The sequence below is a fragment of the Syntrophus buswellii genome (assembly GCF_046097065.1).
GTDB lineage: Bacteria > Desulfobacterota > Syntrophia > Syntrophales > Syntrophaceae > Syntrophus > Syntrophus buswellii.
The window spans coordinates 3128181-3141986 of sequence record NZ_CP175563.1 but is presented as its reverse complement, the minus strand read 5'-3'; the positions used below and the strand labels follow the sequence as shown (position 1 = coordinate 3141986).

General features: G+C 53.7%; 14 protein-coding genes and 1 tRNA gene. 7 read left to right on the top strand and 8 right to left on the bottom strand.

Features of this window, described 5'->3' with window-relative positions:
• The first annotated feature begins 85 nt into the window (after window positions 1-85).
• Together ACJ77P_RS14105 and nth are read left to right on the top strand one after the other, a co-directional pair.
• Entirely contained in the window at window positions 86-916 is an 831-nt protein-coding gene (locus tag ACJ77P_RS14105; RefSeq protein WP_408998601.1) for a formate dehydrogenase accessory protein FdhE, read from the top strand.
• Between the two features lie 24 nt (window positions 917-940).
• A complete protein-coding gene (gene nth, locus ACJ77P_RS14100) occupies window positions 941-1597 on the top strand; it encodes an endonuclease III domain-containing protein (RefSeq protein ID WP_408998600.1) in 657 nt (218 codons plus the stop codon).
• Window positions 1598-1718: 121 nt separating this feature from the next.
• Here nth and polX read toward each other — a convergent pair whose 3' ends face one another.
• A complete protein-coding gene (gene polX, locus ACJ77P_RS14095; RefSeq protein ID WP_367360099.1) occupies window positions 1719-3452 on the bottom strand; it encodes a DNA polymerase/3'-5' exonuclease PolX in 1734 nt (577 codons plus the stop codon).
• 345 nt (window positions 3453-3797) lie between these two features.
• On the opposite strand from polX, the gene secG reads away from it, so the two are divergent.
• The 5 genes from secG to ACJ77P_RS14070 all read left to right on the top strand — a co-directional run bounded on the left by secG (window position 3798) and on the right by ACJ77P_RS14070 (window position 6600).
• Complete coding sequence (gene secG, locus ACJ77P_RS14090) at window positions 3798-4172, top strand: preprotein translocase subunit SecG (RefSeq protein ID WP_408998599.1); 375 nt, start codon at window positions 3798-3800, stop codon at window positions 4170-4172.
• A 150-nt stretch (window positions 4173-4322) separates the two neighbouring features.
• Window positions 4323-4409 (top strand) — tRNA-Leu (locus ACJ77P_RS14085).
• A gap of 423 nt (window positions 4410-4832) precedes the next feature.
• The gene (locus tag ACJ77P_RS14080; RefSeq protein ID WP_367360097.1) at window positions 4833-5588 is read left to right on the top strand and encodes an SDR family NAD(P)-dependent oxidoreductase; all 756 of its coding nucleotides are present in this window, start codon (window positions 4833-4835) and stop codon (window positions 5586-5588) included.
• Window positions 5589-5962: 374 nt separating this feature from the next.
• Entirely contained in the window at window positions 5963-6148 is a 186-nt protein-coding gene (locus tag ACJ77P_RS14075) for a DUF2080 family transposase-associated protein (protein WP_367360096.1), read from the top strand.
• An 8-nt stretch (window positions 6149-6156) separates the two neighbouring features.
• Window positions 6157-6600, top strand: coding sequence for a GNAT family N-acetyltransferase (locus ACJ77P_RS14070; RefSeq protein WP_367360095.1), 444 nt, complete (start codon window positions 6157-6159; stop codon window positions 6598-6600).
• 136 nt (window positions 6601-6736) lie between these two features.
• On the opposite strand, the gene rnfB is transcribed toward ACJ77P_RS14070, so the two are convergent.
• The 7 genes from rnfB to ACJ77P_RS14035 all read right to left on the bottom strand — a co-directional run bounded on the left by rnfB (window position 6737) and on the right by ACJ77P_RS14035 (window position 13758).
• Window positions 6737-7597 carry an RnfABCDGE type electron transport complex subunit B gene (gene rnfB / locus ACJ77P_RS14065; RefSeq protein ID WP_257395006.1) on the bottom strand — a complete coding sequence of 287 codons (861 nt, stop codon included), beginning with the start codon at window positions 7595-7597 and terminating at the stop codon, window positions 6737-6739.
• A gap of 28 nt (window positions 7598-7625) precedes the next feature.
• Window positions 7626-8594, bottom strand: coding sequence for an electron transport complex protein RnfA (locus tag ACJ77P_RS14060; protein ID WP_408998598.1), 969 nt, complete (start codon window positions 8592-8594; stop codon window positions 7626-7628).
• Window positions 8591-9214, bottom strand: a complete 624-nt coding sequence (gene rsxE, locus ACJ77P_RS14055; RefSeq protein ID WP_367360093.1) for an electron transport complex subunit RsxE — start codon at window positions 9212-9214, stop codon at window positions 8591-8593. The genes ACJ77P_RS14060 and rsxE overlap by 4 nt, the downstream gene beginning before the upstream one ends.
• Before the next feature lie 17 nt (window positions 9215-9231).
• Entirely contained in the window at window positions 9232-10134 is a 903-nt protein-coding gene (locus ACJ77P_RS14050; protein WP_367360092.1) for an FMN-binding protein, read from the bottom strand.
• The gene (locus ACJ77P_RS14045) at window positions 10131-11183 is read right to left on the bottom strand and encodes an RnfABCDGE type electron transport complex subunit D (protein ID WP_408998597.1); all 1053 of its coding nucleotides are present in this window, start codon (window positions 11181-11183) and stop codon (window positions 10131-10133) included. The genes ACJ77P_RS14050 and ACJ77P_RS14045 overlap by 4 nt, the downstream gene beginning before the upstream one ends.
• A gap of 26 nt (window positions 11184-11209) precedes the next feature.
• The gene (gene rsxC / locus ACJ77P_RS14040; protein WP_408998596.1) at window positions 11210-12532 is read right to left on the bottom strand and encodes an electron transport complex subunit RsxC; all 1323 of its coding nucleotides are present in this window, start codon (window positions 12530-12532) and stop codon (window positions 11210-11212) included.
• Window positions 12533-12834: 302 nt separating this feature from the next.
• The gene (locus tag ACJ77P_RS14035; RefSeq protein WP_408998595.1) at window positions 12835-13758 is read right to left on the bottom strand and encodes a radical SAM protein; all 924 of its coding nucleotides are present in this window, start codon (window positions 13756-13758) and stop codon (window positions 12835-12837) included.
• Between the last annotated feature and the right edge of the window lie 48 nt (window positions 13759-13806).

The window sequence follows — 13806 nt, the reverse complement described above, 5'->3', positions numbered from 1 at the left end:
CTTTTGACAGGAAGGATTATATACGTAGCAGGTGTTTTGGATAGTATCCAAGGCGCAAGTCCAAGGACAGGAGGCCTGAAACTGCATGGCGAACATGCTGAATGCCCTAAAAACGATCGAGCAGTACAAATCCGACAGTCCGTACTACAGCGAACTGCTGGATATTCTCGCGGAACTTCTCATCCTGCGGGAAGAGTATCACAAAACATCCGACAGGATGATTTTTCAGGTGGATGAGCACCTGATCCCCCAGAAGGTGGCGGGTGGATTGCCCCTGATTGATTTTATCTCGGGAGAATTTAATCTTTCCCTGCCCAGGGATTATTTCCTGAAGCTTCTGGATATTGCAAAAAAGCGTTCTCCGGAAAAAACAGAGGAAATGATCGAGCAGCTGCACCGCGGGGCTCTGGATTTTGAGAGGATGATCCGTCATACCTTCGACCCCCTTGCGGAAGGGGATTTTCCGGAAGAAAAAGATGATGATTTTTATGATCTTGTGGAGCTGTTCCTGGAAGAAAGCCTGAGACCTGAACTGGAAAAGATCGCCGGCCATTATGGCGACCGGATTTCCCAACTCAAATGGTCCGAAGGGTACTGCCCGATCTGCGGCAAAGAGCCGAAAATCGGCAAGATCAAGGCCGGAGACGGAAGGCGCTATCTTTTCTGCAACCAGTGCGGCTTTGAATGGCATTACCGGCGGGTGAAATGCCCCTTCTGCGGCAATGAGGAGCAGCACGCCCTCGCCTATTTCACGATCGAAGGGGATGAGCGCTACCGGGTGGATGTATGTAACGTCTGCAAACGGTACATCAAGATGGTCGATCTGAGAGTGACGGAGCAGGAGGCCGATCTGGATGTCGAAGACATTGCCACCCTTCATCTGGACATGCTGGCCTACGAAGAGGGGTATAGTTAGTCCGCAGGATTCGGAGCCCGGTTCATGGACAGCAAAGAAATCGACCTCCTGGTTCGCCGGCTTGAAGTCAGTGCCGGGGGCGCTGACTTTCCCATCGTCACCCAACTGGCGGAAAGGCAGCACGATCCTTTCAAGATCCTGATTTCTACCGTGCTCAGTCTGAGGACGAAGGACGAGGTCACGGGGAAGGCCACCGAGAAGCTGTTTCGTCTGGCTTCAACGCCTGAGGGAATGATGAAGCTGAGTGAAGAGGAAATTCGCCAAGCCATCTATCCCGTCGGCTTTTACCGGAACAAGGCCCGGCAGATTCCTGAAATCTGCCGGGATCTCGTTGAGCGCTTTTTCTCCCGGGTGCCCGACACCCTGGAGGATTTGCTTTCGCTCAAAGGCGTGGGGCGAAAAACCGCAAATCTCGTTCTTTCGCTGGGCTACGGACAAGAGGCCATCTGCGTCGACACGCATGTGCACCGGATCTCCAACCGTCTCGGTCTGGTCAAGACAAAAACACCGGAGCAGACGGAATTCGCTCTCCAGGATACCCTTCCGCGATGCTACTGGTCACGCTACAACACCCTGCTGGTTTCCTTCGGCCAGCGTGTCTGCCGTCCGGTTTCTCCCCTCTGCAGCTCCTGCCTCCTTGGTGATCTCTGTCCCCGCATATCCGTTACCAGCCATCGATGATCTCCTGCCTGGGCGCCGCCGCCGGCTTTGCTGCTTAAAGGCCGTCATTCGGCTTCCTCGCGCGTTTTCCATGAACGGATAAGGGCTGTGTTCCATCCGAAACGCAAAATGGTCCGGCAGGCTACCGGGAGGTGTTCCCCTGTCTGAAATGAGCAAGCACCTCGTCAACCGATCGAGTGTTCAGGATGGAAGAGGGCCGGCACCAGCCGCGCCGGGCCATGCCGATTCCGAAGCGGATCAGCTCGAAATGCTCCGGGCGGTGCGCATCCGTATTGATTGCCAGCAGGACGCCCAGCTCCCGCGCCCGGTAGATGAAGTTGTCCTTAAGATCCAGGCGGTCGGGCATGGAATTGATCTCCAGGACCTTGCGATACTGAGCTGCGGCGGAAAAAACCGCCTCCAGATCCACTGCGATGGGCTCACGCTTTCCGATGAGGCGGCCCGTCGGGTGAGCCAGGATGTCCACATGGGGATTCTCCAGGGCCTTCAGGATCCTCCGGGTCATTTTCCCCTCGCTCTGGTTCAGGGATGAGTGGATCGATGCCACGACAACATCCAGCCCGGACAGGATCTCGTCCGGCAGATCCAGCCGTCCGTCGCTCATGATATTGACTTCAATCCCCGTAAGCAGCCGGATTCCCTCGATCTGCTGGTTGAGTTCGTGGATGGCCTGCTGCTGTTTCAGCAGCCGATCTTCATGCAATCCCCCGGCAATGCCCAATCCGCCGGAATGATCCGTAATGGCCAGATAGGCATACCCCGCTTCCTTCGCCGCCTGGGCCATGGATTCAAGGGATGCCGTTCCGTCGCTCCAATGGGTATGCACGTGGAGATCCCCCCTGATGTCTGAGCGTTCGACCAGTTCAGGAAGGGCATGGGTTGCCGCAAGTTCGATCTCCCCGTAATCTTCACGGATTTCCGGCGGGATGTACTGCATTCCCAGGCGCGCATAAAAGTCCTCTTCCGTTGCAAACGTTTCCAGCCTGCCCGTGGAGGCATCGGTAATTCCGTATTCGCTGAGTTTCAAGCCCCGTTTTTGATTCCTGGCCCTCAGGGCGATGTTGTGCTGACGGCTCCCCGTAAAATACTGCAGGAGCGATCCGAAGGCCTCATGCTCCACCATCCGGAGATCGGCCTGAAGCCCGTCGGCCAGAATGACGCTGGCCTTGGTGGGCCCCTGGCCGAGGACGTCTCGAACGGCGGGCAGGGACACAAAGGAGCGGATGACCTGTTCCGGGTAATCCGCCGTTCCCATCAGGTCGATGTCGCCGACGGTTTCCCGGAAGCGGCGAAGGCTTCCCGCTGCGACCAGATTCTTCACTCCCGGCAGGGGGCGGAGCATGGAGAGAACGTCTTCGACCAGGGGAAGGGCCCGCCCAAGGGGAATGCGCTGATCCTTGCGCCGCAAGGACTCGATCTGGTGCAGCAGATTGTCCGCCGTCCTGTCGCCCAGCCGAAAGAGGGAGGCCACCTTACCCTGCCGAATGGCTCGCTCCAATTCGTCCACGGAGGAGATCCCAAGCTCTGACGCCAGGCGAAAAGCGGTTTTCGGACCGATGCCCGGTATTTCCAGGAGTTCGGAGAGGCCTTCGGGAAGGGAGCCTCTCAGGGTTTCCCAGGCGGCCAGGCGTCCGGTGCGGACCAGCTCTTCCGCCTTGGCGGCAATCGCCTGGCCGATCCCCGGAAGGCTTTTCAAATCCTCTCCCGCCGCAAGCATGACGGCGAGTTCCCGGGGCAGATGTTCTATGACCTGGGCGGCTCGTCGATAAGCCCTTATCTTGAACGGGTTTTCTCCCTTGATTTCCAGAAAATTCGCCATGTGTTCGAAGATCCCGGCTATGTCGGTATTGTTCATGATGCCTCCTTTTGCCCGGATAGGTTCGCTGCGCATCGTCCCGTGAACAGGGCCCGGGAAGCACGGAACGCAGTGCTGCAGCCATAGTTATAATCCATAATGGAACCCTCGCAACAGAAGAAAATGAAGAAATATCCGGTTATCGGCGGGTATGAGATCTCGGTTTTCCTGGAGAGCACCGGCTTCAACGGGAGAAAAGAATCGCGGATTATAACGGCTGCCCTCCTGAAAAAGGATTGAATTCTTTTGACATCGGTGATATACGGCACTGCGTCGCTGTTTATGAACGCATGTCCTCTTGGTTCCGGCAGGAGGCTCAATAAAATTAAAAGAGGCGGAATTACTGTGCACATTCTGATTAATGTATTGCATATCATCTCCTGTTTTGTCCTTGTGATCGTCGTGCTTCTTCAGGCGGGAAAAGGCGCCAGTATGGGGGCGGCATTCGGCGGTTCCAGCCAGACCGTCTTCGGCAGCAGCGGGGCAGGGACCTTTCTCGGAAAAATGACGACCGCCGTAGCCGTCGTCTTCATGCTGACGTCGCTTTTCCTCTCCTATGCGTCGATCCATAAAGGCTCCTCGCTGATGGAAGGGGCTTCCAGGCCTGTAGCGGAAAGGCCGGCCGCACCTACCGCACCGGCAGCACCCGCCACGGCGCCGGCACCGGCGCAGAACACAGCGCCTCCTGTCTCCACGCCTCAGTCACAGCCGGCGAAGTAGGGGGCCGTACCAAGAAAAATGGCCGGGAGACTCTTTTCGTATTGACAAATTCATGAGGGGTGGGGTAGCTTATCGATCGGCAGGAAAATGGGCCTGATCGAGATAGTTTGAAAAAGACCGTTTTTTGCCGTATCCGTATTCCGGAATATTGCCGAAGTGGTGGAATCTGGTAGACACGCTATCTTGAGGGGGTAGTGAGCCACGCTCGTCCGGGTTCAAGTCCCGGCTTCGGCACCATAAATCCAATATATCACTTCTGATACTGGGGATTTAGAGTGGGACTCTAAACCCCTTTATTGTTTGGAGTCTCTTTCGGAAACAGACCATGGAACGGGAGGAAGAAGGGTATTTCCCATTTGAATTGCAGAAAAAGCCCGCGAAAGAGAAGCGTTGAGCCCGTAGAATTGACTTGACAAAAGAGGATCAAGTTGTTATTGCAGCACACTGTAATAGTTCATGATTTTGCTCCCGAGGTGCAAGGAGATCTCCAGCCCTCAAAAAGTCGTGCCCTTTCTTAACATTCTGAAAGATGGTCAAAGCCGGATGAGTTTTTTGAAGTCTGAACATTGTGGACCGATCGTAACCTTCTTTAGATGATCAAGAGCAGAAAAAAATACTTCGAGTAACGAACATCAACAATAATAACAGGGGGATTTAGAAATGGGAAAGCTAGAAGGTAAGGTAGCGGTAGTAACCGGCGGCGGAAGAGGTGTGGGAAGAGCCATTTGTCTTGCCTATGCGGAAGAGGGCGCCGATGTTATCGTAAACTACGCCGGTAATCATGCCGCAGCCAATGAAGTGGTTGCTATGATTGAAAAGATGGGGCGTCGTGCCGTGGCCGTTCAGGGGCGTGTCGAAGTCAAGGACGAGGCGGTAAAGACCATCCAGGCCGCTGTCGATAATTTTGGAAGAATTGATGTCCTGGTGAATAACGCCGGTGCGACGAAGCCCGCAATGCTCCATAAGATGACGGAGGAGCAGTGGGATGCGGTCGTTAACATCCACATGAAAGGCCCCTTCCTCTGTGTGCAGGCGGCGGCAAAATATTTCATGGAGCAGAATTACGGCAAGATCATCAACGTCACTTCCGTTGCGGGACTGGTGGGAACGACGGGCCAGATTAACTACGCGGCTGCTAAAGGCGGCATCCTTTCCTTCACCATGTCAGCCGCGAGAGAGCTTGCAAGATTCAACGTCACGGCCAATGTGATCTCTCTGGGCATCGTGACAACGGACATGACCGAAAAAATCACAACTGATGAAAAATTGAAGGAAATTTACATGAGGCGCATTCTCCTCAATCGCTATGCGGAACCTTCAGAAGTGGCTCCCGCCTTTGTTTTCTTCGGCTGCGACGATTCCAGGTATATTACGGGACAGCTGCTGAGAGTCGACGGTGGTTACGGTATGACCTAAGCCGCTGCATGGGGATGAAAACGCTCTGCACGTGCGAAACAGCCTGATAGTGCCTATAAGACCCTCTGGAATAAGAAAACTATATTCAGAGGGTTTTATACTCATAGGGGCTGCCTTCAAGAATTTTGAAAGCGGTCATCCTGAAGGCTGGACGCGAGAGGAAGACAGGACAAAGCTGATGAATTGACCTCTTGAAAGATATTTCTTGACAAAAGTAAAGTTACATCATAGCTAAACCATAGAATAATTTAAAATATGGCAGGAAAAAAAGTCAGGAAATAAGGATTATGGGAACAAGGGAATCAGAAAAAAAGAGCTCTTTGTCGAAGCCTCCATTGTCCAGAAAGCCTTCTGAGAAATCAGATGAGAGAATAATGGAAGCGACCTCAACAAAAAGCGCGGATCAGCAGGCGGACAAAAGCATCTTTGAAAAAGTCAAATTTGAAGTCTATGGAGAAGAAATGATTTCCAAGGAGGTCAAGCAAAGCGGCAACAGCGGCCGGGTGTACCTGCCTCCGGATTGGATTGGAAAGCATTTAAAAATTATACGGATCGATTGAGTTGCATTATGGCAGATGATATAGAGATAAAAGAAATAGATTTAACATATGCGCCTGAGATTACAGAGATTCATCGTGCTATCATGAAAGGCAATATTACCGATTCCTGGATGCAGAGTATTGAACTCCATCTTCGGAAGCAGGACGTTGTCGGTTACGTGGCCATAAAAGACGGCCGCGTGACGGGATTTATCATCGGTGAAATTAAAGGACCGAGTTTTGGACTGGAAAAGAGCGGATGGATCATTGCCCTTGAATCCCACCCGAATCACATGGGTGGCGGGATCGGCAAGGCCCTTGTGGAAAGCATCTTTAAATATTTCAAGCAGAAGGGAGTGCGGGAGATTTATACCGCACTGAGATGGGATGCGGTGGACATGGTGTCCTTCTTCATATCTGTAGGGTTTGACCGCTCCGAGTTCATCAATCTGGGAAAGCATCTCGATGATTAACTGAAGTCCAGGCTCGGATCAGGCAACGCCGCAAAACAACAAGCAGCGTAAGAGAAGAGACAAAAAGAGGGTGCGGAACCGAAAAGGTCCGCACCCTCTTTTTGTCTGTCTATTATAAAGTTGCTATGAAATGTCCTCAGGCCGCTTCAAGCTCTCCCGCCTTTTTAAATTCCTTCCGGAAGGGCCGGAATATGTTGCGGGGACACTTTGCAACGCAGGCTTCCTGGCAGTCCGGTCCGTAGGCCAGACACTTGTCATGATCAATGTGGACCACATCGTTTTCAATACTGACCGCTCCCGCCGGACACGCCTTGACACACATTTTGCACGTGATGCAGCCGACCTTGCAGATGTTCCTCACCGTCTTTCCAGGATCCTTTGTGCTGCAGGGAACCCAGACGCGAGCCTTCAGGGGCATCAGCTCAATAACCTTCTTGGGACAGGCGCGTACACAGGATCCGCAGCCGACACACTTTTCCACATCGACAACGGGAAACTGCTGCTCCATGGTAATGGCGCCAAAGGGGCAGGAAGCGGCACAGTCGCCCAATCCGATGCAGGCGTATGCGCAGTCCTGCGGACCACCAAAGGCGATACTTGCACCTGCGCAGGTATCGAAACCAAGATAGGAATACTTCTGTTTGACCTGCCCTTCGATACGGGAACATCGGATCTGGGCAACCACATTTTCGACACCGCCGACCGTTTTTCCCGCAATTTCGGCAACTGCCGCAGCCACTTCCGCCTTGCCGGGAAAGCAGAGATTCGGTGGAACGTCAGGGTCGTGGACAACCGCTTCGGCATATGCTTCGCAACCTGCAAAGCCGCAGCCGCCTCATTGAGCCCCCGCCAGAACTTCCAGGACCTCTTCTACCTTGGGATCGCCCTCCACGGCGAACTTCTGAGCGGCCAGCGCCAGGCCGATGCCGAACAACAGACCGATGCAGCCGAGGAACGCGATGCCTCCAATTGCCAATTTAATCAATACAGGATCCATGACATACCTCAATTCATTTCAGTTAATTTTAAAAAATCGCCATTCCGGAAAAGCCCATGAAGGCCAGGGCAAAGAGCCCTGTAGCCACAAAAGCGATGGGCAATCCACGGTAGGTGGGAGGCACGTTTGCCAACTCCAGGCGCTCCCTGGATGATGCCATGAGAAAGAGTGCAAGAAGGAATCCGCCGCCTGCACCCAGGGCCAGCATGAAGCTTTCAGCGGCGTTGTACTCGGCACTCGCCAGAGTCAGGGGAACGGCGATAATAACGCAGTTGGCGATGACCAGCACGAGGTACACACCGAAGGCCTTGAAAAGGGCCGGGTTGACCTTGCGGAGGATGGTATCGACGGCCTGCACGGTCAGCGAGACGAGGCCGATAAAGGTAACAACCTGCAGAAAGTCGAGCCGATAGGGTTTCAGAACGAACTGGTAGAGGAACCATGAGATCATGGCGCTGATGACGATGACGATGGTAAAGGTGACCCCCATTCCAACCGCCGTACTCTTTTTCCTGGATGTTCCGATAAAGACGCAAAGCCCAAGATACTTGGTGAATACGTAATTGTTGATCAGCATTGCACCGATGAGAATGGAAAAGAGGTAGCCGAAATAGGACTTCTTGACGTCCAGAAACGAGGCGCCCATGTCTTTCCCCTCGGATGGAATGCTTGCCATACTGACCGTGTGCGCCAGTTTCAGATCAAGATCTTCCCCGAATTTCAAGAAGACGGTCTTCTTGTCCGGGCCCACATCCACCTGCTTCACCGGCAGGAGAACATCGGGGTTATTCTTCTGAAAAACCTTGAAATTGGCGGGATCCGAGACCCATGACGCATCGGGCGCCCCGGCGAATTCGATCATGATGGAGCGGGCGTCCTTGAATCCACCCTTCTTGATGAAGGGATTATCAATTTTCTCACATCCGGCAAGAAGGAACAGCAGGGCAAGAACCAACCAGACCGGCCGAAAAGCGGATCGTTTTATCGAAGCGTTCATGACTTACTCTCCTTCCGGCGATTGTAAACAACTTCCACATAGTTGAACATCGCCATCATGATACCCACGCAGAAAAACCCCGCCGCAGGAAGAACAAAGAACAGCAGCGGCTTGAATCCCAGAACATCGTAGCCAAGGAGCATGCCCGAACCGAGAAGCTCGCGGACAAAACCGATGGTGACCATGCCGAACATGAAGCCGAAACCCATGCCGATGCCGTCCCACCAAGAGGCGGAGACGCTGTTTTTGCAGGCAAACATCTCAAGGCGCATGGTGATGATCGCGAAAGCCACGATCAGTTTTACGAAGAGACCGACCTGCTTATAGGCATCAGGAACATAGGCAGCAAGGACCAGGTCGATCACCGTGACCCAAGTGGCGATGGTCAAGGTGTAGGTGGGGATTCGAATCCGGGGGTGTATGAAGTTTTTTATGGCAGCAATCGTGCAGCTGGAAAAGACTTGCACGAAGAGGACTGCCGTGCCGAGCAATAATCCGTTCTTGATGGAGGTCGTCAATCCGACGGCCGGGCACATGGAAAGGGCCAGGCGGAAAATCGGATTTTCCAGAAATATCCCATCAAGGACAAGCTGACTGTTGGTTTTTTTCGTGGCGGCCAAGACTATCCTCCTTTATATCAAATCAAAGCTGGTATTTTCTGGTCGGCAATCACATCGTTCAGGACCTGGATCCTGTAGGCGAAACGCTTGACCATGTTCTTGACACCATCAGTTACAGACCGGCTGGAAATCGTTGAACCCGTCAGGGCGTAAATGTCCTTTTCACCATACTGTTTGATAATGGCATCCGCTTTATCCTTGTCCATCTTATCCGGCGCATTCAGATAGGCGCGATACTCATCGGGCAGAGGCTCCTTGATGACATCGAGAGATTTCAGACGTTCAAAGGATTTATTACGAAATTGGTTTTTGAAATAATTCTGGGAAATTTCAGCACCCAGACCGGGGTCTTCCTCGTGCTCCATGATTTCCAGGCCGCGGATGGCGAAATCTGGATTCAAAGACAAAATGACGTTGATAAATGTCTTGAATCCGCCGAACTTGCCGGGGAGCAGATAGGCTAAGCGCTGATCTCCGAGGCGGGCTACGACGGTCCGGTCCTGGTAGGAAATGCCCTGCTCCGTTTTCAGAGCCTCCTTCATAGCGGTCGCACGCTCCGCGTCTTCAGCCGCCGCATCCGGGGAGATATTCATGGGCACACGCTGCATCAGCTTCCCCTCCAGGTTCAGCTTGAGCAGTTCATAGGACTCCTTGCCCGACTCGGTGACGGGAACCATGTAGCCCAGGTAGGTCGTTCCCTTTTCTTCAATGATGTAGCGATAGAGGGAATAAAGCTTCAATTCCTTGGGGGCGGGGTTCAAATCGCTGTAGCCGAGCAGGCTCAACATCGTTGTCTGAACATTGACGTGTTCATTGTGCTTCTTTGCCTTGTCTGTGAAGATGAACGCTGTTCCCATCACCAGGGCAGCCATGAGACAAGAAAGGGTCAAGCGAAATGTTATTTTTACAAATTCGTTCATTTTGTCGCACCTTTCGCTGGAGCAAAACGCTTGGGTTGAAACCATGAATCCAATGCCGGCGTGAGGGTATTCATGAGCAGAATCGCATAGCAGACACCCTCCGGATAGCCGCCTTTGAGGCGGATCAGAACCGTAATGGCGCCGACCCCGAATCCGAAAGCAAGCTGGGCGTATTTCTGGGTGGGTGAGGTGACGTAATCCGTAGCCATGAAAATGGCGCCAAGGAACACGCCGCCGGTAAGAACGGCCAGAATGGGATCGCCGTTGAAGTAGCCTTCACCGCCGAAAATCCAGGTCAACACACCGATGGTTGCAATAACGGAAACCGGAATGTGCCAAGAGATGTATTTTTTGAAGATCAGCACCAGCCCTCCAAGGAGGAGGAGCAGATTGGAGACTTCACCGATGCAGCCGGGCCGCACACCAAGAAAGAAATCCTTGTACATGGTGGAAACAGCGCCGTATTTCTCGATGAGGGCCGCCAGGCCGTAATGCTTCAGTACATAAAGAGGGGTAGCTGTGGAGACCGCATCGACCCCGGGCTGCATGTATTTGAAAATGGAGAAGTCGTTCATGGGCATGATCCAGGCCGACGTCATGGCCACAGGGAACGTGGCCACCAGGAAGGCGCGCCCGATCAGTGCCGGATTAAAAATGTTGAAGCCCAGCCCCCCGAACAGATGTTTGGTGATGTAGATCGTAAAAACCGCGCCCAGGATCGGCATCCAGTAGGGCACTCCAGGGGGTATTATGTAGGCTAGAAGCAGACCCGTCAACACGGCGCTCCCATCCTTGATGGTGATGGAGCGGTGAAGAAGCTTCTGGGAAACCGCCTCGGCGATAACGCAACTGAAAACGCTGACCAGGGTGATGATCAGGGTCTGAAATCCGAAGATGAAAACGGATAAAAGAAGGGGAGGCAACAAACAGGCATTCACGGTCCACATGATCTTGGCCGTGGATTCGCGGCTCTTGACATGCGGAGAAATGGAGACCGTGCATGCAGGTAACGGATGTTCTGAAATTTGAGTATCTTTTACTTGCTCCACGATGGCTTTGCTCCTTATCTTTTAGACTATCTTTTTGCCTTTTGCTTGGCCAGGCGGATGAACTGGACCAGCGGTCTCTTGGCAGGACAGACAAAGGCGCAGGAACCGCACTCAAAACAGTCGAAGACTCCAAAAGGCGCCGTGTCCGCAGCCCGTCCGGCCTCAACATAAAGGCCGATCTCGTTCGGCGACAATCCCATGGGGCAGGCCTCTACACACCATCCGCAGCGGATGCAGGGCCCATGGGGCTGATCATCGATCTCTTCTTTGGTCAGGAAGAGGACTCCCGAAACCGTCTTTGTCACAGGAATGTCCAAAGTTGATACGGCGAATCCCATCATGGGGCCTCCCATGACGATCTTTGCCAGATCCGGCTTCGTACCGCCAAGATATTGAACGATGTCCCGAATGCGCGTACCGACCCGAACCTGGAGGTTGGCCGGTCTCGAAATGCCCCTGCCGGAAATGGTAATGACCTTTTCATAGAGCGGCTTATTGAGAACAACAGCGTCATAAACAGCCTTCGTTGTGCCGATGTTCTGAACAATCACGCCGACGTCGAAAGGCAATCCGCCGCCCGGGACTTTGCGTCCGGTCACACTTTCAATCAACTGTTTTTCAGATCCCTGGGGATATTTAACCTGGAGTGCGTCAATCGAGATCTTCGCGCCGTGGAGCTTCTGCGCTTCAGCGGCCTTCCGCAGGACATCGATGGCGTCGCTTTTGTTGGCTTCAACACCGATATGCCCTTCCGAGATCCCCAACACGCGAAGGAGAATCTGGGCCCCCACGATGACCTCTTCAGGCTTTTCCAGCATGACCCGATGGTCCGTGGTCAGGTAAGGCTCGCATTCGGCGCCGTTCAGGATCAGTTTGTCGACCTTGGTGCCCGGAGGCGGAGCCAGCTTGACATGGGCCGGGAATCCGGCGCCGCCGATGCCGACAATGCCGGCATCCTTTATTTTCGAAAGCAGCTCCTGCGGGCTCAGAGATTTCCAATCCGAAGGCGTATAGGTTTTATCCGGCGCTTCGAGATCCCTGGAAATGGTCACCGAGGGGACATTGAGGGAGACCGGCCCGATGGATGTGCCGATATCCGTGATGGTTCCGGTGACGCTGGCATGCACATTGGCTCCCAGTCCGCCCGTAACCTGGCCGATGAGATCGCCTTCCTCAACACGGTCCTTTTTCTTGACCAGAGGCTGGCATGGGGCGCCAAAATGCTGAAGGAGCGGAATTTCGAACTCCTCGGGCAGAGGCATCTTCTCAATAGCCAATCTTTCGGTAATTTCTTTGGATTCTGGAGGATGAACCCCACCTTTGGCAAAAGTCAATAATGACGTGCTCATAGTAGACAGTCCGTTGATAAAATTAAAATTTATTATGCAAGCCGAAAAACTCTTGAGATCTAACGCGCCTCCCTAAATGAAAGAGGAAAAGGTCAGAAAAGCTTTCAACAACCAGACTTGCCACCCGAATACGATCTTGCATTACCCATCGGTGAACTGCTTGAGAATTCTCTGAAAACATCAGCATCTCACCGACATTCAGCCTCCTAGGATAGCGTCGATGTGGATATTATGTAATCATGGCTTTGTCAAGAAATATTTTGTCGGCAACAGGAGGGAACATCGGGAGTCTCCGTGCATGGTTAAGCTTGAAAGGGGTCGGTCCGTGAAAAATCGGGCAGGTATTCCTGTTGACTTCCGCACTCCTGAACGAAGGCATTTTCCAGGCCGAGTTCCAGGGCGCAGTCGATGATCGATTCGTACTCCTCTTCGGAAAGAGTCCTGTTGATCCGTGGATAGTCTCCTGCCCGGAATTGCGGGGAATACTGGGACATGATGCTGACGGGAAGATCCCGGGAAAAGCCGGCCAGAAAACGGAGGCAGGAACGGCTGTTTTCAAGATGGCCGGGCAGAACGAGATGGCGGACCAGCAGACCCCGCCGGGCTGAGCCGGCCTCATCGAGCACGAGGGGGCCGACCTGGGCGAACATCTCCCCGAGGACGCCGGGGACGATCCGGGCATAATCGCCGGCGGCGGAAAGCCCCCTGGCCGCATCCTCGTCGAGATACTTCAGATCGGGCAGAAAGATATCGATGAGCCCCCGGATCTCACGGAGCGCGGCAACGGAATCGTAGCCGTTGGAGTTGTAGACGATGGGAAGGGTGAGCCCCCTGTTCCGGGCGATTGATATTGCATCCGCCAGGTGGAAGATGAGGTGGGACGGAGAGACGAGGTTGATGTTGTGTGCCCCGGCTTTTTCAAGGCGCTGCATTTCGTCGGCGAGTTCCCGTGGGGAAAGGGTTCGCACGCTCCCCCTTTGAAACTCCTGGCTGATCTGATGATTCTGGCAGAAGACGCAGCGGAGATTGCATCCGGCGAAAAAGATGGTGCCCGATCCACGGGAACCGGAGATAGGGGGCTCCTCTCCGAAGTGCAATCCGATATGGGCAACGGGAATGCCGGAACCGGTCCGGCAGAAGCCGGTCTCCCCCCTGAGGCGGTTAACACCGCATTCACGCGGGCAGCACCGGCAGCAGGCCATTTCTTCGCTGAAGGATCGTCTCATCAACCTATTCCAATGCCATATCAAAGCGCCATTTTAGCATACTGCGTT